At 38.0% G+C, this 20,655-nt stretch carries 22 protein-coding genes and 1 pseudogene; 5 read left to right on the top strand and 18 right to left on the bottom strand.

Translation table 11 applies throughout. The features are described 5' to 3' along the window. Positions 1–118: 118 nt before the first annotated feature. The gene (gene ffh / locus BLV99_RS13530; RefSeq protein WP_086185026.1) at positions 119–1,528 is read right to left on the bottom strand and encodes a signal recognition particle protein; all 1,410 of its coding nucleotides are present in this window, start codon (positions 1,526–1,528) and stop codon (positions 119–121) included. A 138-nt stretch (positions 1,529–1,666) separates the two neighbouring features. Between ffh and BLV99_RS13535 the strand changes: the two genes are divergently transcribed. Then, positions 1,667–2,476 (top strand): cytochrome C assembly family protein, encoded by an 810-nt coding sequence (locus BLV99_RS13535; RefSeq protein WP_092691627.1) that lies wholly within the window; start codon positions 1,667–1,669, stop codon positions 2,474–2,476. Positions 2,477–2,672: 196 nt separating this feature from the next. Here BLV99_RS13535 and BLV99_RS13540 read toward each other — a convergent pair. The 4 genes and pseudogenes from BLV99_RS13540 to BLV99_RS13555 form a co-directional block, all read right to left on the bottom strand. After that, positions 2,673–3,442 (bottom strand): annotated as a pseudogene (locus BLV99_RS13540) (sulfite exporter TauE/SafE family protein). Between the two features lie 245 nt (positions 3,443–3,687). Continuing rightward, positions 3,688–4,089, bottom strand: a complete 402-nt coding sequence (locus BLV99_RS13545; RefSeq protein WP_342028103.1) for an NF045616 family extracytoplasmic (lipo)protein — start codon at positions 4,087–4,089, stop codon at positions 3,688–3,690. Beyond that, the gene (locus BLV99_RS13550; protein WP_092691630.1) at positions 4,086–4,754 is read right to left on the bottom strand and encodes a zinc protease; all 669 of its coding nucleotides are present in this window, start codon (positions 4,752–4,754) and stop codon (positions 4,086–4,088) included. The genes BLV99_RS13545 and BLV99_RS13550 overlap by 4 nt, the downstream gene beginning before the upstream one ends. After that, positions 4,744–5,274: a PAAR domain-containing protein gene (locus BLV99_RS13555; protein WP_092691632.1), complete on the bottom strand. Its 531-nt coding sequence runs from the start codon at positions 5,272–5,274 to the stop codon at positions 4,744–4,746. The genes BLV99_RS13550 and BLV99_RS13555 overlap by 11 nt, the downstream gene beginning before the upstream one ends. Positions 5,275–5,731: 457 nt before the next feature. On the opposite strand from BLV99_RS13555, the gene BLV99_RS13560 reads away from it, so the two are divergent. Then, positions 5,732–6,661 (top strand): tRNA dihydrouridine synthase, encoded by a 930-nt coding sequence (locus BLV99_RS13560; protein ID WP_092691635.1) that lies wholly within the window; start codon positions 5,732–5,734, stop codon positions 6,659–6,661. A gap of 96 nt (positions 6,662–6,757) precedes the next feature. Beyond that, positions 6,758–8,014 (top strand): ImmA/IrrE family metallo-endopeptidase, encoded by a 1,257-nt coding sequence (locus tag BLV99_RS13565; RefSeq protein WP_086185665.1) that lies wholly within the window; start codon positions 6,758–6,760, stop codon positions 8,012–8,014. 4 nt (positions 8,015–8,018) lie between these two features. Here BLV99_RS13565 and BLV99_RS13570 read toward each other — a convergent pair whose 3' ends face one another. The 6 genes from BLV99_RS13570 to rpe form a co-directional block, all read right to left on the bottom strand. Next, positions 8,019–8,498, bottom strand: a complete 480-nt coding sequence (locus tag BLV99_RS13570; protein ID WP_092691638.1) for a methylated-DNA--[protein]-cysteine S-methyltransferase — start codon at positions 8,496–8,498, stop codon at positions 8,019–8,021. Positions 8,499–8,533: 35 nt separating this feature from the next. Continuing rightward, positions 8,534–8,851: a quaternary ammonium compound efflux SMR transporter SugE gene (gene sugE, locus BLV99_RS13575; RefSeq protein ID WP_086185667.1), complete on the bottom strand. Its 318-nt coding sequence runs from the start codon at positions 8,849–8,851 to the stop codon at positions 8,534–8,536. Positions 8,852–9,067: 216 nt separating this feature from the next. Then, positions 9,068–10,009 carry a copper resistance protein B gene (locus BLV99_RS13580; RefSeq protein ID WP_092691641.1) on the bottom strand — a complete coding sequence of 314 codons (942 nt, stop codon included), beginning with the start codon at positions 10,007–10,009 and terminating at the stop codon, positions 9,068–9,070. Then, positions 9,996–11,819 (bottom strand): copper resistance system multicopper oxidase, encoded by a 1,824-nt coding sequence (locus BLV99_RS13585; RefSeq protein WP_092691646.1) that lies wholly within the window; start codon positions 11,817–11,819, stop codon positions 9,996–9,998. The genes BLV99_RS13580 and BLV99_RS13585 overlap by 14 nt, the downstream gene beginning before the upstream one ends. Before the next feature lie 45 nt (positions 11,820–11,864). Then, the gene (locus BLV99_RS13590) at positions 11,865–12,320 is read right to left on the bottom strand and encodes a hypothetical protein (RefSeq protein WP_139243550.1); all 456 of its coding nucleotides are present in this window, start codon (positions 12,318–12,320) and stop codon (positions 11,865–11,867) included. Positions 12,321–12,710: 390 nt separating this feature from the next. Continuing rightward, positions 12,711–13,397: a ribulose-phosphate 3-epimerase gene (rpe, locus tag BLV99_RS13595; RefSeq protein ID WP_092691651.1), complete on the bottom strand. Its 687-nt coding sequence runs from the start codon at positions 13,395–13,397 to the stop codon at positions 12,711–12,713. A 189-nt stretch (positions 13,398–13,586) separates the two neighbouring features. Here rpe and BLV99_RS13600 point away from each other — a divergent pair, with 189 nt between their 5' ends. Next, positions 13,587–13,862 (top strand): DUF2218 domain-containing protein, encoded by a 276-nt coding sequence (locus BLV99_RS13600; protein ID WP_092691654.1) that lies wholly within the window; start codon positions 13,587–13,589, stop codon positions 13,860–13,862. Between the two features lie 113 nt (positions 13,863–13,975). Here the strand turns inward: BLV99_RS13600 and fghA are convergent, their stop codons facing one another. The 7 genes from fghA to BLV99_RS13635 all read right to left on the bottom strand — a co-directional run bounded on the left by fghA (position 13,976) and on the right by BLV99_RS13635 (position 19,970). Then, positions 13,976–14,812 (bottom strand): S-formylglutathione hydrolase, encoded by an 837-nt coding sequence (fghA, locus tag BLV99_RS13605; protein WP_092691656.1) that lies wholly within the window; start codon positions 14,810–14,812, stop codon positions 13,976–13,978. 18 nt (positions 14,813–14,830) lie between these two features. Next, positions 14,831–16,246: a C13 family peptidase gene (locus BLV99_RS13610; protein WP_092691659.1), complete on the bottom strand. Its 1,416-nt coding sequence runs from the start codon at positions 16,244–16,246 to the stop codon at positions 14,831–14,833. Positions 16,247–16,368: 122 nt separating this feature from the next. Next, on the bottom strand, positions 16,369–17,175 hold the full coding sequence (locus BLV99_RS13615; protein WP_092691662.1) for a class I SAM-dependent methyltransferase: 807 nt from the start codon (positions 17,173–17,175) through the stop codon (positions 16,369–16,371). After that, positions 17,175–17,996: an undecaprenyl-diphosphate phosphatase gene (locus BLV99_RS13620; RefSeq protein ID WP_086185675.1), complete on the bottom strand. Its 822-nt coding sequence runs from the start codon at positions 17,994–17,996 to the stop codon at positions 17,175–17,177. The genes BLV99_RS13615 and BLV99_RS13620 overlap by 1 nt, the downstream gene beginning before the upstream one ends. A gap of 8 nt (positions 17,997–18,004) precedes the next feature. Further along, entirely contained in the window at positions 18,005–18,673 is a 669-nt protein-coding gene (gene tsaB, locus BLV99_RS13625) for a tRNA (adenosine(37)-N6)-threonylcarbamoyltransferase complex dimerization subunit type 1 TsaB (protein ID WP_092691664.1), read from the bottom strand. A gap of 131 nt (positions 18,674–18,804) precedes the next feature. Then, positions 18,805–19,335 carry a gamma carbonic anhydrase family protein gene (locus BLV99_RS13630; RefSeq protein ID WP_092691667.1) on the bottom strand — a complete coding sequence of 177 codons (531 nt, stop codon included), beginning with the start codon at positions 19,333–19,335 and terminating at the stop codon, positions 18,805–18,807. Positions 19,336–19,352: 17 nt separating this feature from the next. Beyond that, positions 19,353–19,970, bottom strand: a complete 618-nt coding sequence (locus tag BLV99_RS13635; protein WP_086164542.1) for an NUDIX hydrolase — start codon at positions 19,968–19,970, stop codon at positions 19,353–19,355. Between the two features lie 125 nt (positions 19,971–20,095). Here BLV99_RS13635 and BLV99_RS13640 point away from each other — a divergent pair, with 125 nt between their 5' ends. Beyond that, entirely contained in the window at positions 20,096–20,644 is a 549-nt protein-coding gene (locus BLV99_RS13640; protein ID WP_074947638.1) for an NUDIX hydrolase, read from the top strand. Positions 20,645–20,655: the final 11 nt, after the last annotated feature.

Below are 20,655 nucleotides of genomic sequence, written 5' to 3' on the forward strand. Positions count from 1 at the left end.
GCCCTGCTGCATCTATAAATCGTGCTTAAAATAATTTCTGCACTGGTCTTATCACAATCGCAATGACTAGAAATAGAAAAAGGCGCATTAAGCGCCTTTTTTTGCATAAATCAAAAGATTATTTCTTCTGATCATTGCCACCGAACAATGGGCCCATACCGCCACCACCGCCGAATTGTTTTTGCATACCACTGAATGATTTCATCATTTTTGCCATACCTGACGGATTAGCAAATTTCTTCATCATTTTCGCCATTTGCGCATGCTGTTTAATCAATTTATTGACTTCAACCACATCCATACCACAGCCTGCTGCAATACGTTTTTTACGGCTTGGATTCATCAAGTCAGGGTTACGGCGCTCTTTGACGGTCATCGATTGAATAATCGCTTCCATCTTTTTCACTTGTTTTTCAGGATTCGCTTGTGCAATTGCATCTTGAATACCTGAATTACTCATGCCCGGCAACTTGTCTAAGAAGCCCATCATGCCGCCCATTTTATTCATTTGGTCAAATTGCATCAGCATATCTTCAAAAGTGAAGTTTCCGCCTTTTTGCAATTTTTTCGCCATTTTTTCGGCTTTTTCTTTATCGACTTTACGTTCAAGTTCTTCGACTAAAGAAAGGACGTCACCCATACCCAAGATACGTTGTGCAATACGCTCAGGATGGAATGGCTCTAGAGCATCGAGCTTTTCGCCCATACCCAAGAATTTAATTGGCTTACCGGTAATTGCACGAACAGAAAGTGCTGCACCACCGCGGGCATCACCATCGGTTTTGGTTAAAATCACACCTGTAAGCGGTAAAGCATCATTAAAGGCTTTTGCAGTATTTGCCGCATCTTGACCCGTCATGGCATCAACCACGAACAAAGTTTCAGTTGGATTAATAGCTGCGTGAAGCTCTTTAATTTCGTCCATCATGTCTTCATCGACATGTAAACGACCTGCGGTATCGACAATTAAAACATCAGCAAACTGAATTTTTGCCTGTTCAATTGCACGCGTAACAATTGTAATTGGCTTTTCATCAGCAGTTGATGCAATGAAATATGCGCCCACTTCGCCTGCCACAGTTTCTAGCTGTTTAATGGCTGCTGGGCGATAAACGTCGGCAGAAACCATCGCAACTTTTTTCTTTTGGCGTTCTTGTAAAAAGCGTGCCAGTTTAGCCGCAGTGGTGGTTTTACCCGCACCTTGTAAACCAGCCAGCAAAACCACAACAGGTGGCTTTGCTGCAAGGTCGAGGCTTTCATTCGCCGCGCCCATCATTTTTGTTAATTCGTCATGGACGATTTTTACGAAAGCTTGGCCCGGTGATAACTGAGTCATCACTTCTTGACCCAATGCTTCTTCCTTAACTTTCGCGATGAATTCACGAGTTACAGGTAACGCAACATCGGCTTCAAGAAGTGCCATACGTACTTCACGTAACGTATCTTTAATATTATCTTCGGTTAGCTGCCCTGAGCCAGTAACATTTCTTAAACTCTGCGTGAGTCGTTCTGTTAAGGTATCAAACATTGCAAAATCCGCTTAAAATTGCTAGTTGCAAAAAAATCTTTCTTAAAATAGAAAATTTATGCATAAGATGCTATAGGATACTGTAGTTCGCATAGAATTTATATAAATGAATATTCATCATCCTGAAAAAGGTTTGACATGATCAGTCTCCCCTTGGTTTACACGATCTTAGCATTAGTCGCTTATACCACATCTTTTTGGTATCTGTTTATAAAATTAATGGCTAAACATGATCCAAACCATTGGTTTATTGGTATTATTTTAGGCTTAGGCCTATTGCTCCATGCAACCGTTTTATACCATGACATGCTCACACCGATGGGGGTGAACTATGATGTTTTTGTCTTAATGTCATTTACATCAGGGCTCATGCTGTTACTTAGTCTGTTGTTCAGTACTTATCGTCCTATTTTGGCATTGAACTTGATTGGCATTCCTGTGGCAGCCACAGGACTGATTTTAGGTTTTGCCTTGAGCCAACCCACCCAGTTCATTGAACAGCGCTCTTTGGGTTTAGATATTCATATTATTTTATCACTGTCTGCCTATGCTGTTTTACTCATGGCAACCATACAAGCGGTGATTTTATGGTTCCAAAACCGTGAGTTAAAAAACAAACAGAAAAAGCGCTTTTGGGTCAATTTACTGCCCTCTTTTCAAACGATGGAATCCTTACTGTTTGACCTGATCAATACCGGTTTTATTTTACTGACCGTGGCGTTGGTTTTTGGTTTCTTTACCATTGATAACTTCTTTGCCCAACATCTGGCACATAAAACAGCCTTTAGTATTGTGTCATGGTTTGTGTATGGTGCCTTGCTCATTGGTCACTACCAGTTTGGTTGGCGGGGGCAAAAAGCCATTCGCTTTACCTTAATTGGCTTTTTCTTATTGGCCGTGGGTTTTATCGGTTCCAAGTTTGTTTTAGAAATGGTTTTGGGTAGGTAAAGTCTTTCTTTATTTCGTTTTACTGATTAAAAAATGTGGAGCACTAATTAAATAATGGGCGTGGAACGTGGAAAATACACAAAAAAGCCTAATCGGGTAGGATTGGGCTTTGATTAAAAACATAAATAACTGATTTATATAAAATAAAAATATAATTTCGTATAAGGTGTATTATGTTGATTTTAGGAAAATTAAATTATGGTAAGAAAATAGATATCCCCATCCGACCAATTAAAAATACTAATAAAATAAGAAAAAACACTCGAATAAAACCACTTCCATAGTGTAAAGCCAAAAATACCCCAAATATCGAACCAACCATATTACAGATAGCGACTATCGCTCCAATGCTCCATAGAACATGACCCGAAGGGATAAAAAAAGTAATGCAGCACTAAATGTCCCTAAATTCACTAATTTTGCTGAAGCAGAAGCATTTAAAAAATCAAACCCAAAACACCTGACGAATAGGAAAAGTAAAAAACTTCCGCTACATGGCCCAAAAACTCCATCATAGAATCCAATTAGAGCACCAAAGAAAATTCCCAATAGAACTTCCCTTTTACCACATTGAATATATGTATGAATTTTTCCTAAATCTTTTTTGATAAATGTATAAATTGCCATTAATATCAACAGAAAGAAGACAATATATTTCATTAATTCTTTTGGAATGAATGAAACAGACATAGCCCCTAAAAAGGCAAATATAAAGGCTGAAACCATAGTCGGTAATATTAGTATCCATATAATTTTTATTCTTTTTATATAAGTAGAAATAGAGGAAAGTGTTCCAGCTAACACAGCTAGTTTATTCGTTCCGAAAACAGTCGCTAAACTATACTGCGGTAAAGTATGTATAAGCGCAGGCAATTGGACAAGTCCACCACCGCCAACAGCAGCATCGATTAGACCGCCACAAAAAGCAAAAAAACCTAATATAATTAAAGTAATATAAAAATCCATATGAAATGAACAATTCCTTTGATAAAAATATTTTTATCTAATTTTTTATTTTACAAAAACTGCTGTTATTTTAACCTACTTAAAATTGTAATGATGCTTTTAAATATTTAATTATTCGACTCGACTTCGTTCCCATTTAATATAATGGTCGTTATGCAAAATTATCAAAAAAAATTAGTAAAAATAAAAATTTAAGACTCCCATTTTTATTACGGATAATGACCATTATGCTAATTTTAGTCAGATTAACTACATGTACTTTTTCCAGGTTCTACTTTTTTAATAATATTTAAGTTCTTTTCCTTTAAAATACAAATTTGAGAGCTAAATAATTTATTGATAGTGCTTAAGCTAATTGTATAAGCTACATTTTCTTCTATTTTATTTAAAGGAATATATACACAATTTTTTTCATCAACTGGAAAATTGACGTCTTTATAAGATATATCATATTCACTTTGATATTCTTTAGAAAAATCAATTTTTCCTATCTCAACTAAAAAACTATCCTTTCCGTAATTTTCAGACTCATTTGTGAAAATACACAAATTATCGTCAATAATTTTTGTATTAAGATCTCTACTCTGCTGATTACAGCCTATAAGTATTACTGCTAAAAAACTATATGTTATTTTATTCATAATCATGACTTTGGTAATAATTTTTTATCATAAGGATTCAATAAAAAACCTCTTAATATTTTTTCAAGGTATTCTGATAATTTTATACTTTTTTGATGATGATTTCTTATGGGCTTTACATTTTGTAAATACATTGCATCAAACCAAAACTCAATAATCCTACCTTGTTGTTCAAAATTAAAATCTTGAAATTTCTTATTTAAGTCTCGACCTGTTAAGTCTGTATCATAAGCTTTTAATTCACCTTTACCAGAATCAGTCGAATCTATTTCGGAGGTATATCCTCCACAACAAAGCTGCTTTATGCCAAGCCAACCAGTGGATTCACCCATTTGGTACTGCCAAACATGCACCATTTCGTGAATAAACCAATGGCGTTCTTGACCTAATGCTTTACTATAATCAGGTGTTCTTAAGTAATCATCTTTGGGTAAATATATCTCACCTGCTGGAGTCATAGCATTACCTGTTCGAGTATGTATAATCCCGCCAATATGTATCCACACTTTAGAATAGTCGACAGCATCTTTAAAGACTAATCTAGACATAGCAACTTCACCTGAAGTCAGCTTTCTTTTCGTTTCTACTTTTATGACTGATGCTTTTGCCTTCATATCGCCATCTATTCTTTTTAGTTTTTCGATATAAGTAGAGATAACATTACTCGTCATATGTATGCTCCTTAGAAATAATTTTTAGTTCAATTTGTTCAACTTCACTACCTGTTATAAGTTTAGTAAAACCATTTTTATCACTTGTTCCATGAATAACTTCACCATTTTTATGGACTTCATAACAAACTTCAGTCAGTGGCTCACCTGTTAACTCATCTTGTAATAAAAATCTTTGACCATACTGAAACTCAGGTTTAGATACAAAGTTATTAGTATTTTTTGATTTTGATAAGGTTTGGGAACTACCTGATCCACTACTCATGACAGCAAGGTCAGAAATTTTTAAATATCTTGAACCACAAGTCGAAGTATCACCGATAGCAACAATACTTTTATCGCTAACAATCATAAAACCTTGATTAGAGACAATAGCTCTCGATTGAACTTTACATTTAGGGCAATAATGCGTCATTCCATCTAGATGTACAGCCTTACCCTCAACCAGAAAAGATGAGTCACCTAAAATAATGATTCCACCATGATCCGTTTTACAACCAATGGTAATTAATGCTTTCATTTATAATTTTATATTTGATTAATAATATCGCTATTAAAACATAAGAAATAATTGATACAAAATTTGAGCTCCCCTAAATTGAAGTCTATTTAACCCAAATCTTGCTTAAGAAAGGCTGTTTATTTATCTTAAGCCTAATGATTATTTTTCAAGACAAAACATTCTAATTTAAATTGGTTGGTTTAGTTGTAACTATGTTGACTGGTCAATTTGGGGTAAATCGAGTCTTACGTAATCGTATTAAATAATTTAATCCTTAGATCATATAAAGAAAACTAAATCCTGTGCTTGACTCTTGTAGTTAAAAACAGGACATTTTAATTGGTGAATAACAGCATTTGTTATTCACCAAATACTCATACCGATCTCAGGCTATAATATTTCAAAGCCCTTTGCCTAGACAACCCACACAAAAAAACGTATAACACCGTTTTTCAATTTGACTGGTGACACCGCTGTGAAACTCATTCTTGCACCCATGGAAGGCTTAACCGATCCCATTATGCGTGATGTACTGACGCATATCGGCAGCTTTGACTGGTGTGTCACTGAGTTTATTCGTGTCACCAACTCTGTCTTGCCTGACCACGTTTATCATCATTATTGTCCTGAATTACTGACTGAAGGTAAAACTGCGGCAGGTACTCCCGTACATGTACAATTTCTAGGCAATGATCCTGAAATGCTGGCAGCCAATGCCATTCGCGCTGTAGCACTGGGTGCACCTGCCATTGATATGAACTTTGGTTGCCCTGCCAAAACAGTGAACCGTCACCGTGGTGGTTCAGTGCTGTTAGATGAACCTGAAGTGGTTTATGAACTGGTCAAAGCCGTTCGGGATGCTGTACCTAACCATATTCCAGTCTCTGCAAAAATGCGTTTAGGCTATATGGACAGAAACTTTACTTTAGAAAATGCACATGCGATTGAAGATGCAGGCGCCGCTTGGATAACTGTACATGCTCGGACCAAAGCCGAAGGTTATACGCCCCCTGCATTTTGGGATCAGCTGCAACCCATTCGTGAAGCACTTAAAATCAATGTAATTGCCAATGGTGAAATTTGGACCAATAACGATGCTAAACAATGTCGTTTAGAGTCAGGTTGTGAAGATTTAATGATTGGTCGTGGTGCAGTCACCACCCCCGATTTAACCCGATGTATCCGCCAAAATTTAGATGAAGCACTCATCACTTGGGATGAGCTTTTAGCCCTACAAATTCGTTTCCTACATGGCCCTTATAAAAAAGAAATTAATATGGTAGGACGCTACAAGCAATGGATTGGTATGATGTCAAAGCATTACCCTGAAGCAAAAATGCTGTGGAATGAAGTCAAACGTATCAAGCAGCTAAGTGAAATTATTGAAAAACTAAAAATTTCTTAAATTTTAAATAAAAATTTTTAATAGTTTAAAAGGTTTTATTTTTCAATCAAAAACTAATAATATAGGTTATATATAAAATAATGTTTAGAAAATAAAATGGTTTGTAAAGGTACAGAATACGAAAACCTTGCTTACGAATACTTTTCAAAGCTCATTAAGGAGAAGTATTTTGGTTTTTCACATGAACAATGCAAATTAACCCATCAAAAACCTTTTTACTCTAAAGACCGAGAAAAAAATATTTTTTTTGATCTTGTTCTTGAAACATTTTTACCTTATCAACAAGATCCTTTTACTATTCATATTATTGAATGTAAAAATTATACTAACAAAGTAAAGGTTGATGATATTGAAGAATTTGCTTCAAAAATCGACCAAATCAGATCATTAAAAATTAATCCAATATTTATCACCACTATTGGATTTCAGGAAGGTTGTCTTAATTTTGCTAAAAATAGAGGAATAACATTATGGCGCGTCGTAGCAAATCAAAATCACGAAATTATTCTTAATAGACAAAAAAAACGAATTAAAAATATTACAGAAGAAATTAAAGCAGCTTTAATTCAGGAAGATTATAACAATTGGCAGTTTGGAAATACATTTATTCAAACTCCTAATAAATTTACCCTTTATCCTAAAGAGTTTATTAATGACATTATCCATGCTAATAAAAATTTATCTTTTCAATTCTTAGCTTCAAATAAAAAAATAAATACTCCCTATTTATCAAAGAAGCAATTATCACTTAGCGCACAAGAACTTTATAAAAAATATAAAACTAATGAGCATCAATTAGATATATATAAAATATTAAAAGAACTAGGTATCAAAGTAAAAATTACTGAAGAAATAAAAAATCAAGATGTAATTGCTGAAATTAATTTTACAAAAAAAGAAATTACCTTATTCGGTAAAAATGTTTTTTCAGATACTCAACATTTTTTTGCTTTAGCACATGAGATTGGGCATTTTTATTTAGGTCATGATAAGTACTTAATTACTGAACAAAAAACAGATATACATTCAACAAATATTGTCCCTATTGGTATCAATGCAAATATCAATCGCATGGAGTTTCAGGCTAACTATTTTGCAGCTTGCCTTGTACTACCTAAAACATTTTTGACACAAATTTTCATCAAACTATTGAAAGAGCATAATGTTCTACATAGAGGATTTTCAGCTCTATATATTGATGATCAACCGTGTAATATAGAAAATTATCATAAAATTTGCTTACCTCTTTGTAGATTTTTTAATGTTTCACAAGAAACACTAAAAATTAGACTGACAGAATTAGATTTAGCCAGCTTTAATAGAACATTTGATCAAAATCTAAGTAAGCACTAAAAATTCACACCGATTCTAACCTAAGTAAAATTTCTTTGTTATCCAACCCACCTGCAAAGCCAACCAGTTTTCCATTCGCCCCCACCACGCGATGGCATGGTGCAATAATTGAAATTGGATTTTTCCCGTTGGCTGCACCCACAGCACGCACCGCTTTGATATTCCCCACTTGCTCAGCAATATCACGATAACTTCGGGTTTCACCAAAAGGAATACTCAGTAAAGCCTGCCACACTTTCTTTTGAAACACAGTCCCTTCAAAATCTAAAGGCAAATCAAATTGCTGCCTTGTTCCGGCAAAATATTCACGCAATTGCTTTTGCGTTTCTAACAAAATGGGATGATCCACTTGTTCGATCAATTCTGCTAGGCGGACACGTTTTGGATTTTCATTTTCCCACAGCACAGCAACCAAAGCATTTTCTGTCGCCACTAATTTTAAAATACCGACAGGAGAAGGTATTTCCATAAAAGCAAGTTTCATTGTCTTCTCCTGCGGTGCAATAAATAATTCAGATTTTATGATGATGACAGTTTCATCAGCACTAATCCAGAAATAATCAAAACGGCAGCCAACATACGCATAGCAGATGCAGGCTCACCCAAGATAAAAATTCCGACCAGAAAGGAACCGACTGCACCAATGCCTGTCCAAATGGTATACGCAGTGCCAAGCGGTAAAGTGCGCATCGCATAAGCCAGCAAAGCAAAACTTAAAATCATAAAAACGATGGTAATAATACTGGGCGTGAGACGGGTGAAACCTTCCGAAAGTTTCATGGCATATGCCCACACAATTTCAAAAAGTCCCGCGAATATCAGTAAAATCCAAGCCATGACGACTATGCTCCAATTCATTAGAGTCAGGTCGTCCTGACGAATTGTCTTGGCTAAATAAAAATATGCCAAGGGAGGTCGTTCCTCCTACAATTGATCATTATATAAATGATGAGTTTAAATTGGGACAACTTTTACATTTTTTGACTCACTGCTTATGTTAAAAAATACGACTGGCATTAACCAATCGTATTTTCTTAATCCCAAAAAGTTGATCTAAAATTTAAAACGAATCCCTGCACCATAGAACCATTCATTTTCAGAAGACGATGCTTTCTGCCAAGCCGTTTCTTGAACGCCTTTGTTATACCCATATGCCACATCCATAAAAGGCATGACCTTTTTATTGATTTCATAACGTGTTTCCAAACCCACCTGTACTGAGTTTAAACCGGTCTTTTTGGCATAGTTTGAATCATCACTCAACACCATATTTATATCCAAATAAGGCTTAACAATCCATTTTTGCGTCAGCAACAGATCACGTTCAGTTTCTAAATTAAAAGAAACTTGACGGTCTTGCCCGATATATAAATATGCATCGGTTTCAAAAAAATACGGTGCCATGCCATGAAGACCCAATACAGCATCCACTTGATCTTGATCAACTTCACGATTTGGATCATTGCGATAACGTAGACCGGCCTGTACATCCCAGAAATCAGCAACATTTCGGCTATATAGCAGTTTGGCATCATATTCAGCTTGAGCTGATTCGGCTTTATCGGTATGAACTTTGATAAAAATTTTATTTTCATCCGTCCCGATGCGCGTCTCAAGTTCTGACTTTAAAACACCTCGACCATCGTCATTACGCAGCCATTTACTTTCCAGTGTTGTCTGTTGATAAATCTGTCCACCATGTTCTTTTAAATGCGCTGCATGATCAAACTGATGATCCAATTTATGATCCTGATCCAAATCATCTAAATTTGAATGCGCCTGTTGGACAGGTTGCATTTGCTTTTCTTCAACAACTTGAGGCGCTGCGGACATTTTTTGATGCTGTGAATGATCCATCGGGATGTCTTCTGCTGGCTGAGTCTGCTGTTCAGACATCGACATAGCATGATGTCCTTCGTGAGCAAAACTTTGTCCGCTCAGCAATAGTAGTGATGCACTCAACGTGCTGAGCGCAAATAAATTAATGCTGTGCATGTGCATCTCCTTGCTTTGCTGGACTTGGGCTAGAAGGTGTCGTTGCTACTTGATTTCCATCTACATTCGCCACAATCATTTTGCTCATCATGCCTGAAGACATGTGGTAAAGCAGATGGCAATGGATTGCCCATTCGCCCAACTCATCCGCAGTGAGCAACGCGGTTACGGTTTTACCCGGTGGCACAATCAGGGTATGTTTATTCGGCATATCACTGCTGTTTTGCCCATTTTCCAACTGCATAAACATGCCATGTAAATGCATCGGATGCGCCATCATACTGTCATTGATAAATTTCAAACGGATGCGTTCACCATATTTCACCTGCAAAGGTTCCACTTCAGTGAATTTTTTGCCATTAATGGTCCAAATATAACGCTCCATCGTGCCACCCAAACGAACCTCGAGTTCTCGCTCTGCTGGACGGGTGTCTTTTTGCGGGGTTAAAGACTTTAAGTCACTGTATTGCAGCGCTTTATGACCTGCGGGTGTGGAAGCATTCGCCCAGCCATAAACCGGCTGTTCATTGTGATCCAATGTTGTTTTTGCTGCTGTATGTGCTGAATGCTCCATCTGCTGTTGTGACTCAGAATCAGACTTGGCTTGGTGTTGTGAATGCTCTGCAACTTCGGCATGGCTCATTTTCGTATGATCGATTGGCGCAGGCTCATGTTTCATCATGGAATGCTGCATTTTTTCATGATCCATATTGGCATGATCGCCCGAAGCACCATGCCCCATATCTTCCATGGTTAGCAAGGCGCGTGGACGTGCTTTCGGCATATGTATCGCAGGTGTCTGTGCAAGGGCTTCATTACGCAATGTACCAATTGCAAATCCACTGCGGTCAATCGACTCTGCTTCAATTTGGTAATGATTGGCTTTCGGCTCCACCACGACATCATAGGTTTCCGCAGTGCCTATACGAAATTCATCGACAGCAACGGGTTTAACCGGCTGACCATCGGCACTTACTACCGTCATTTTTAAATTTGGAATATTGACATCATAAAATGACATTGCGGAGGCATTCACAAAACGTAGTCTAACTTTTTCATTCGCTTTAAACATGCCTGTCCAATTTTGTTCAGGTGTTTTACCGTTAATTAAAAAAGTATAGCCGGTGACATCAGATAAATCTGTTTTCAGCATGCGCATTTGATTCCACATGGAACGATCCTTCCATGTGCTTTTTAAGCCATCACGCTTCACCTGCTTTAAAACATCGGCTACGGTTTCACGCTCATTTTGATAGTATTCTGCCGATTTTTTCAGATTTTTCATAATCTGATCGCCCGTCGATTCATGAAAATCGGACAGCATCACCACATAATCACGATCTGTTTGTTCATGTACTGCAACAGGCTTTTTATCTTTAGGGTAAATCACCAAAGTACCATACAAACCATCTTGTTCCTGTCCTTTTGAATGGGCGTGATACCAATAGGTGCCATTCTGACGCACTTTAAAACGATAGATAAAATCGCTTTGCGGCTTAATTCCTTTAAATTGGTTAAAACCGGGTACGCCATCCATTAAACCGGGCAGCAATAAACCATGCCAGTGAATGGAAGAATCTTTATTTTTTAAATGATTATGCACATGAATAACGGCATCATCGCCCTCTTCAAACTCTAAAAGGGGGGCAGGAAACTGACCATTTACCGTAATGCGCTTGAGTGGCTTTCCTGTAATATTGACCATCTGTTCATCAATATTCAGATGATATTCTTTAACTGCGGCATATAGCCAAGATGATGAAAATAGACATACACCAACAAGGAGGCTTTGACTTAATTGAATAGACATGACTTAACCTGTAATTTAAAAATGAAAATGTTTTTTAAATCAAGATTAAGCTTTAGGAGGACGTAAAATCTGTTGCCAAAAGCCCGTTAAATGCTGGGCTGAATACTCAAAATTGAGCTGCTGTAACTGTTGGCTTGCTTCTGCACTGAACAATTTTACCGTTTGTGCATCTAACCAAGTGCTTACGCTCTGACAGTGCAACTGTGCGCAATCATTACAACTTGTATGCTGCATCTGATCCTTGATTGAAGGATGACAATCTTGATCAACGTGTATTTGAATATGCGATGAAGAATCGTGTTTTACCTGTGCTTGTGAAGTCTGTGCAGCATGACAATTGGACATTGCCAACATTTCTGTGCTGTGACTCTGTTTAACACTCAACTCAGTCATCATTTGCTGATGTATTGGTTTGACTGAAGCCAAGACAGCACTACTCCACCCGATCACAAAAGCAATCAGGCACACAAACCAAGCTTGTTTGCGTAATTGAGTCAGCACAGATGCTTCCTTTTCGGTCAAAGATCAATCATAAGATGATGGTTGAATTCTATAGCACAGCATAACCAACAATACAGTGATACACAATTTTTTAAATTTAAATGCAATAAAACAGCATGCTATATTTCATACACATTAAAACAATCGAGTTATTTTTTAAACAGCCTTATTTTTAAATAAAGATCAATAAATAACCAGAATCAGTAATACCTGAACAAAGTTAAAAAGGACTTGCTTGAGTCCTTTTTATACATTTAACGCCTAATCATCAACCCATTGATCGCTAATCGTTTATAAAACAAGCAAGTTATCCATATAGTTATCTACATAAATATCCATATATTTATCCACAATTTTATCAACAGCATGACTGCGATTTATCCAAATAAATTAGATATTCACAGCACCCACTTTCGCCAGTTCAGAACGCATTTCATCAATCACCACTTTATAATCAGGTTGACCAAAAATGGCTGAACCTGCAACAAACATATCCGCACCTGCTTCTGCAATTTCACGGATATTTGCTGGTGTAACACCGCCATCGACTTCAAGGCGAATATCACGACCTGAGGCATCAATTATTTTGCGTGCTTGACGAATTTTTTCGAGTGTCATTGGAATAAATTTTTGACCGCCAAAACCGGGGTTAACACTCATCAATAGCACTTGATCGACTTTATCCAAAACATAATCAAGATAATGCAATGGTGTCGCAGGATTAAAAACCAAACCTGCTTTCGCACCACCCGCTTTAATCAGCTGCAAAGAGCGGTCAATATGATGAGTTGCTTCTGGATGAAAAGTAATAATGTCTGCACCCGCATCCAGAAAATCACCAATCATGCGATCTACAGGTGAAACCATAAGATGCACGTCAATCGGTGCTTGAATACCATATTTTTTCAGTGCCTTACAGATACCTGCACCAAAAGTCAGATTCGGTACATAATGGTTATCCATCACATCAAAATGCACAACATCTGCACCTGCAAGAAGGACATTGTCGACTTCTTCACCTAAGCGAGCAAAATCAGCAGATAAAATTGATGGTGCAATTAAATATGGCTTGGACATAAGGAAAACCTGGCTATGTATGCAAATTGATTTTTTACATTATAACAAATTGAACCCGCATACTGTGATTCAATCCTGATGTGATTCGATTTATTCAGCGTTCTAAATATGCAATATTGTGTTCTATTTTTTTACTGTAGCAATTTTCTGGATCTGTTACTTTGACCTATCATCACAAGGTAAATAGAAATGAAAAGCCATACTCAAATCAGTACCGCTGAAGCCGCTCGCATCGCCAAACGTTTACTTAACCATTGGAAACATAAATTTGAAGTGGCTGAAACTGAAGCTAATTTCACTATTTTTATGCCCGATTCGACAGTTCAACTTACACCACAGCCCGATGCGCTATTGGTCTCCATTGACAGCACGCTCGAAGACCTCAGTCGTTTAGAACAAGTGGTTCTAGATCATTTAAGCCGTATGGCACAACAAGAATTTACTGCGACATGGCAACATCAATAAATCAAAAAGGGAGAATTATATTCTCCCTTTATTCTTAGAATTAAATGCTTTTTCCCGACGTTTAAGATCTTTATTTTCAGCACATTTAAACAGCGTTAGATATCATCTTAAAACTATGTGTCGAGTTGCACCGCATGAAACTGTAAATGCTCATCGATAAAACTTTGAATAAAATAATAACCGTGGTCATAGCCTGCATGTTCACGCAAAGTTAAATGCTGCCCCACTTGCGTACAAGCCTGTTGAAATAATGCCGGATTCAATTGTGCATAAAATTGATCTTGCTGTCCTTGATCAATCAAAATCTCTTTAAACAAAGCACCCTTCGCTAGAACTAAAGCACTGGCATCATGTTTTTTCCATTCCGCTTGATCTGCACCCAAATAATGTGAAAATGCTTTTTCACCCCATGGACATTGGCTCGGGGCACAAATCGGTGCAAAGGCAGAAACCGATTTAAATTTTTCTGGATATTTCAATGCAAGGGTCAATGCACCATGACCGCCCATAGAATGTCCGAAAATACCGATTTTATGGCCGTGAATTGGAAAATTATGGCTCACCAACTCATAGAGTTCATCAACAATAAAACGTTCCATTTGATAATGTTCAGCCCACGGTGCTTGGGTGGCATTGATATAAAATCCTGCCCCTTGACCCAGATCCCAAGAATCACCTTGCGCCACATGTTCACCTCTTGGTGAGGTATCTGGACTAATCAAAATAAAGCCCAACTGTGCGGCCAAGCGTTGAGCATGGGCTTTAATGGCAAACGTGTCTTCTGTACAGGTTAAACCTGCCAAATAAAAAAGTGTCGGACAGGCTTGTCCAAGTAAAGCTTGCGGTGGCAAAAAAATACCAAATCTTGCTTCACCATTGAGCACCTTAGAATTAAAAGCATAAATGCGCTGTTCGCCATCAAAGCATCGATTATGTTGAATTAATTCCATGTGCGTATTTCCTTTCTTTTATTGGGTTTGAACACTTAATTGCGGTGTTTCTACTGTTTTGCTATCACTCTTGCCCACGACTGGAAATAAGCGTTGTTCCAATTGTGGCAACATAAATTCCATGTTTTTACCAATCGACCATTGCGGTTCCGACGCTTCAAAACCTTGAGCCGACTCCCACTGTGCCACTGTTGCTTTCGCTTGCTCAAATGCAGCAGTTACAGAAGTCTGCTCTCGCATCGCCTGATCAAAAAAAGCACGTCCAAAATACGTATAATCCGCTTCATTTGAACAACCAAAAGAGGCTCGATCTGCGGCAGATGCGGTAATAATCAAGGTATTATCATCTTGTAATGCAGGAACAAAACTCCCTGAATAACATGCAGAAATCACAATCACACGCCAGCGAATCCCAGATTTATCTAAGGTCTCTTTTAACCATTTCGGATCAACATCATTTAAATCTATGGGTGCATTTTCCATTTCAAACTGATTTGGCAAACCATGCGAGGTCATGTATAAAAATAATACATCACTTTCTCGGTTCATTTGCTGTCCAATTCTACGCAGCGCCAAGTCCATACTGGTGCGTGAAGCGATGGGAATTTTAGTTCGTGTTGTCGGATTATTAATTAACACCAGTGAACGTCCAAAAGTTCCAAAACGGGTATCAAATTGTTCCTTAATGCGTTCAACTTCCGACTTAAACACGTCTTGATAGCCTGCGCCTGCCACGCCTAAAAAATACCAATGAGATTGTGCAAACTCACCATACTGAACCGCTTCCAGAGATTTATTCAGGACCTGATTTTGGGCATAAAAGGCATCTTCAGCAAAAGTGGGCGGTATTTCTTCGACTTTCCAAATGGGTTGGCTTTTGACTGACATTTGCCAAACCACAAGAGTAAACAGGGTTGCAGCAACAATCAGTGCCCGCTCCCACCATGGCCACTTCAATTCACGTGAGAATACCCAAACCACGGCCAAACTTTGCCAAACAAACAGCACCATGAAGATGGTGGGTAAATAGTCATAGAAAATATAAGGCAATACATCGATATAACCTAAATACTGAATGAAACTTTGTAATAAGGCGATATGTGTGTCGAGTACCAACCACAACAATGCGGGTACGAGCATTAAACGTGGGTTATTAATCCGTTGTGACAGGAAAATCCCAACAATTAAAGCAATAAAAGGCCATAACGCATAACTAATCAAGCCTTGAGGATTGAAATCCCCGACTTCACCAGAACTTAACCAACTAAAAAGACTGTTGGCACTGCCGCCTAAAATCCCCCAAAAGATCAATTGCAAAATCGAGGGGCGAACGATCTGTAAAGACTGGCGCGACCCCAAAAAAAGCCACATCCCTGCAGTTTGGTTACTTTTAAAATCATGCCAAAAATTGATGGAGGGTTTGAAGTCGATCATAGGATTTCGGGTTGGCTATAGCTCGCTGATTTACAATCTAAGTGTATGCTTGATGGGAGTTTTATCAATGCTGTTTTTAACTATATAACAGATTAATGCACAATATTGAAGCAATTACCCATCTACTCTATAAGATGATACTGAAAGTAAGCATCAAAACGACAAGCATCACCTTGCCATTGATGATTGGGTTGTTGATTTGCCAAATAGACGGCTAGACGAGGACGCTTCACCACCACTCGTTTTGCCAGTTTTTGTGCCAAAATCAATAAATTATCACCCAAGTCCATTTCACCATCTTCAGGTAACAGCATATGTAACAATTGCATCTGTTTTTTGACTTGAGCTTGTTTTTTAATGGCTTGCTGATTTTGATCACGTTGCGGAAACATTGGGTCTAAATAAACCACATCAACCGTCTTATGCTGTTCTGCTTGCTGGCTTAAATAGTCAGCAGAGTCAGAAAAAATTAAATCAATTCGTGCCACGACCGAGCTTAAAAAAGGATCATGTTCAGCATTATTTTTACTGTCTTCAAGCAAGGTAAATAAAATAGGATGTCGTTCAAGCAAAGTGACTTCAGCACCTAAATGTGCCATCAGTAAACTATCATGACCCAAGCCTGCTGTCGCATCAATCAATCTGGGTTTTTCGCCTAAATTACATGCCCGTGCAATCATTTCAGATTTGAGTGAAGCTCTTTTTAACCGTGGAACTTCAGCTTTCCAGTCGGGTTGCATTTTCATGCCATTGGCACACAGCCAAAGACCCAATTCATCTACACACAACGCTAATTCTGGATGAAAACGTAAAAAGCGAGCATTCAGTTTTTCAATGATTTCTAAATTTACCTGAACCCCACGAGAAGAAAGCACAGCAGAATACTGCTGTGCTTGCGCTTGAAACTGAGGTTCTGTAAACAAATGCATTACCAAGAAACCCAACCTGTCCACCAAGTGACCAAAATAAACAAACCAAAGCCTATACGATAGTACGCAAATGCAGTGAAATCATGTTTCGATACATAGCGGATTAATGCACGAATCACGATGAGTGCAGAAATAAATGCCACAATAATACCCACAGCTAGAACAGCCATATCATTACTATGCAAATCAGCACGCATTTTGTACATATCTAATAAACCAGCACCCATTAATACAGGAATACCCAGAAAGAAAGAAAATTCTGCTGCTGCTTTACGTGATACACCTAAAAATAAAGACCCAATAATGGTTGAGCCTGAACGCGAAGTACCCGGAAATAAGGCTAAACATTGAATCAGACCAATTAAAGTCGCTTGTTTATAGGTCAAATCATCGACTTCTTGGGTTTCAATGTTATGCGGACGGCGTTCAGCCCACAAAATAATAAAACCACCCACAATTAATGCAATTGCGACGGTAATCGCATTAAATAAGTAAGCCTTAATTATATCGCCAAACGTTAAGCCAACAATCACGATTGGAATTGAAGCAATAATTAAGTTAAGACTTAAACGGCGGCCTTGTTCTTGACCTTTTAGACCACCAATTAAAGCGCCCCAAAGTTTGCCCCAATACTCGTAAATCACAGCCGCAATTGCACCAATTTGTACTGCAACTGCAAACATTTCTCTTTTTTCAATTGTCCAGAAATCTAAAAGTTGACCTGCTAAGATTAAATGCCCAGTACTGGAAATAGGTAAAAATTCAGTAATCCCTTCTACCAAGCCCATTATGGCCGCTTTAAATAATAATAAAAGATCCATATCTAACCTTAAGTTGCTTTAATTTGTTCTGGAATTTTTTTCCAAGCGTTATCACGTAAATACACGGGTAATGCCTGTTCAGCACTGACCCATTTTTTTTGCTTAACATCTGTGCGCGCAATGGTCGCAATATCTTGCGCAGTCGCACTTAAGTCTTTGTATTGTATTTGTTCTGGCTTAATTAAAGCTGAACCTGAACCGACCAATTCAAATTTAACAATTTCAGTGGCATCACTATAGTTTAACAATTGCTCTGCATCAACAGCTTGCATAATGCCCTGTTGATCGAGTTGAAAACTTGCAATATACACTTCCTTCATACGTGCATCGAGTACCGCAGTGACTGCGGTTAAACCGTAAATACGATAAGCTGCCTGCGCTAAAGCTTGTAAGCTCGAGACAGGAACAACTGGCAGATCATTGGCCCATGCCAATGCCTGAGTGACAGCAGCATTAATTCGCACGCCACTAAAAGACCCCGGACCACGGCTAAATGTGATTGCAGTTAATTCTGATCCAGATAGCGCAAGCTGAGTAAATGCTTGATCTATCATGGGGAGAATGGTTTGCGTTTGTGCTTTTGCTCGCGCATCTAATTGAAAAAATAATTCGTGGGTTTCATCTACAATACAGATGGAACACTGCTCATTGGCAGTTTCCAATGCCAGCAATTTCATGCGCAACCTTAATTTATTTGGCGATAAAAAACGAGTGTTATCATACCCCACTCATGCACGCTAGGCGAGATTTTACATCTGAGGGATACAAAAAAGCCAAGTACCAACTTGGCTCAATAAATCCATTCTAATTAAAGTTCAACAGCTTCCAAATTTTGAAAATGCTTAAAATGTTCAGCGTAATGTAGCGCACTCATTTTAAGTTTAACTTCAGCAGCCTGATCTAAAGTTTTGACAATTTTTCCTGGTGAGCCCATCACGACAGAATTATCAGGAATAATCTTACCTTCAGGAATTAAAGCATTCGCCCCAATAATGCAATTTTTACCAATCACAGCATGATTTAAAATGACGGAATTAATGCCAATTAATGTGTTATCACCAATGGTACAGCCATGTAACATGGCTTGATGTCCAATCGTAACATAGCGACCAATATGCATTTCAATGCCCGCATCGGTATGTAAAACGGCATTTTCCTGAACATTGGTAAAATCCCCCAAACTGATTTTACTGTTATCGCCACGGATCACAGCACCAAACCAAACACTGACCTGCTTGCCCATTTCAACTTGACCAAGCACGGTTGCATTTTCAGCAACCCAACCATCCCAAGGTTGATGCGTTGCTTTCGGTGCATAGCCATTAAATTTATACATCATGTTTTATCTTCCTTGATCTATTTACCACGTTGAATCTTATTGCTATAAAAAGCGGGGGAATTTAATAAAAAAGGCCATTCTTTCTGATAGTTCAAACCATACTGAAATAATGAAACTAACATGCGTGCAGTCAAACCCCAAACGATTTCATTTTCCACCCGCATACTGGGAAAATATAAAGACTGATGTGCATAACGTACTTCATAAGGAATCGGTGGCGCTTGAATTAAACTATCCAGTGATGCAAAAAAAATACGATCAATTTCACTCGGTTGAGCAATCAAGTTGACTTCTGGCGGAATCAATCCCACCACAGGTTTAACCAACATACCATTACGTGCTTTTTGCATCGGTAAATCACCAATCAATTGCACATCAAATGGATTTAATGCGGTCTCTTCATAGGCTTCACGTAATGCCACCACAATATTACTGGTATCTTGTGGATCTCTTTTGCCGCCCGGAAAGGAAACCTCGCCAGCATGATTGGATAAATAAAGTGAACGGCGAGTAAGTAAAACCTTGGGATTGGACTCATTGGTAATCGCAATTAATACAGCCGCTTGTGCAGATTTAACCCGTGTGGAAAACCGTAATCTTTGCTGTAATGATTGAATTAACGAATGGTCATCCATAGCCGACTCTCTGTTTATTTCTTCTTCATTTCATCATAGCTGAATTTTTATTCTAAAAGATAGAAATGATGCCAAAGTTAAATTTTTCAGTTATGCTGATCACACCTTGATCATTGACGATGAATATGAATTTCTGTGTAATTTGTGGACATAAAACAGCGGAAAAAATCCCACTCGGCGATCATCAATTACGCCGTGTTTGTACAGATTGTGGCAATATTCATTACATCAATCCCAAGGTTATTTGTGGGGCGCTGGTACTCTGGGAAAATAAAGTTTTACTCTGTCGACGCGCAATTGAACCACGTTATGGATTATGGACACTTCCAGCGGGTTATATGGAATTGTTTGAAACCATGGAACAAGGTGCGGCAAGGGAAACACGCGAAGAAGCCGAAGCTGAAATTGAAATTGAACAGCTCTATTGTATGTATAACATTCCTCGAATTGGTCAAATTTATGTTTTATTCAAAGCAAATTTAGTCAATGGTATGTTCGGTGCAGGGGAAGAAACCATTGAATCCCGTTTATTTGAAGAACATGAAATCCCTTGGTCTGAGCTGGCTTTTCCAAGTGTAGAACATACGTTAAAGCACTATTTTGAAGATCGTAAAACCCATTCATTTAGTATGCATTTAGAAACATTGGGTTCGCGTTTAGATCATACGGGCTAATTTTTTTGAAC

This window comes from Acinetobacter kyonggiensis (assembly GCF_900107285.1).
GTDB classification, from domain to species: Bacteria; Pseudomonadota; Gammaproteobacteria; order Pseudomonadales; family Moraxellaceae; genus Acinetobacter; species Acinetobacter kyonggiensis.

What these genes read in the sequence shown, in the direction of transcription:
- ffh (WP_086185026.1), bottom strand. Translation starts at nt 1,528, where the DNA reads ATGTTTGATACCTTAACAGAACGACTCACGCAGAGTTTAAGAAATGTT.
- BLV99_RS13535 (WP_092691627.1), top strand. Translation starts at nt 1,667, where the DNA reads ATGATCAGTCTCCCCTTGGTTTACACGATCTTAGCATTAGTCGCTTAT.
- BLV99_RS13545 (WP_342028103.1), bottom strand. Translation starts at nt 4,089, where the DNA reads ATGATTATGAATAAAATAACATATAGTTTTTTAGCAGTAATACTTATA.
- BLV99_RS13550 (WP_092691630.1), bottom strand. Translation starts at nt 4,754, where the DNA reads ATGACGAGTAATGTTATCTCTACTTATATCGAAAAACTAAAAAGAATA.
- BLV99_RS13555 (WP_092691632.1), bottom strand. Translation starts at nt 5,274, where the DNA reads ATGAAAGCATTAATTACCATTGGTTGTAAAACGGATCATGGTGGAATC.
- BLV99_RS13565 (WP_086185665.1), top strand. Translation starts at nt 6,758, where the DNA reads ATGGTTTGTAAAGGTACAGAATACGAAAACCTTGCTTACGAATACTTT.
- BLV99_RS13570 (WP_092691638.1), bottom strand. Translation starts at nt 8,498, where the DNA reads ATGAAACTTGCTTTTATGGAAATACCTTCTCCTGTCGGTATTTTAAAA.
- sugE (WP_086185667.1), bottom strand. Translation starts at nt 8,851, where the DNA reads ATGGCTTGGATTTTACTGATATTCGCGGGACTTTTTGAAATTGTGTGG.
- BLV99_RS13580 (WP_092691641.1), bottom strand. Translation starts at nt 10,009, where the DNA reads ATGCACAGCATTAATTTATTTGCGCTCAGCACGTTGAGTGCATCACTA.
- BLV99_RS13585 (WP_092691646.1), bottom strand. Translation starts at nt 11,819, where the DNA reads ATGTCTATTCAATTAAGTCAAAGCCTCCTTGTTGGTGTATGTCTATTT.
- rpe (WP_092691651.1), bottom strand. Translation starts at nt 13,397, where the DNA reads ATGTCCAAGCCATATTTAATTGCACCATCAATTTTATCTGCTGATTTT.
- BLV99_RS13600 (WP_092691654.1), top strand. Translation starts at nt 13,587, where the DNA reads ATGAAAAGCCATACTCAAATCAGTACCGCTGAAGCCGCTCGCATCGCC.
- fghA (WP_092691656.1), bottom strand. Translation starts at nt 14,812, where the DNA reads ATGGAATTAATTCAACATAATCGATGCTTTGATGGCGAACAGCGCATT.
- BLV99_RS13610 (WP_092691659.1), bottom strand. Translation starts at nt 16,246, where the DNA reads ATGATCGACTTCAAACCCTCCATCAATTTTTGGCATGATTTTAAAAGT.
- BLV99_RS13615 (WP_092691662.1), bottom strand. Translation starts at nt 17,175, where the DNA reads ATGCATTTGTTTACAGAACCTCAGTTTCAAGCGCAAGCACAGCAGTAT.
- BLV99_RS13620 (WP_086185675.1), bottom strand. Translation starts at nt 17,996, where the DNA reads ATGGATCTTTTATTATTATTTAAAGCGGCCATAATGGGCTTGGTAGAA.
- tsaB (WP_092691664.1), bottom strand. Translation starts at nt 18,673, where the DNA reads ATGAAATTGCTGGCATTGGAAACTGCCAATGAGCAGTGTTCCATCTGT.
- BLV99_RS13630 (WP_092691667.1), bottom strand. Translation starts at nt 19,335, where the DNA reads ATGATGTATAAATTTAATGGCTATGCACCGAAAGCAACGCATCAACCT.
- BLV99_RS13635 (WP_086164542.1), bottom strand. Translation starts at nt 19,970, where the DNA reads ATGGATGACCATTCGTTAATTCAATCATTACAGCAAAGATTACGGTTT.
- BLV99_RS13640 (WP_074947638.1), top strand. Translation starts at nt 20,096, where the DNA reads ATGAATTTCTGTGTAATTTGTGGACATAAAACAGCGGAAAAAATCCCA.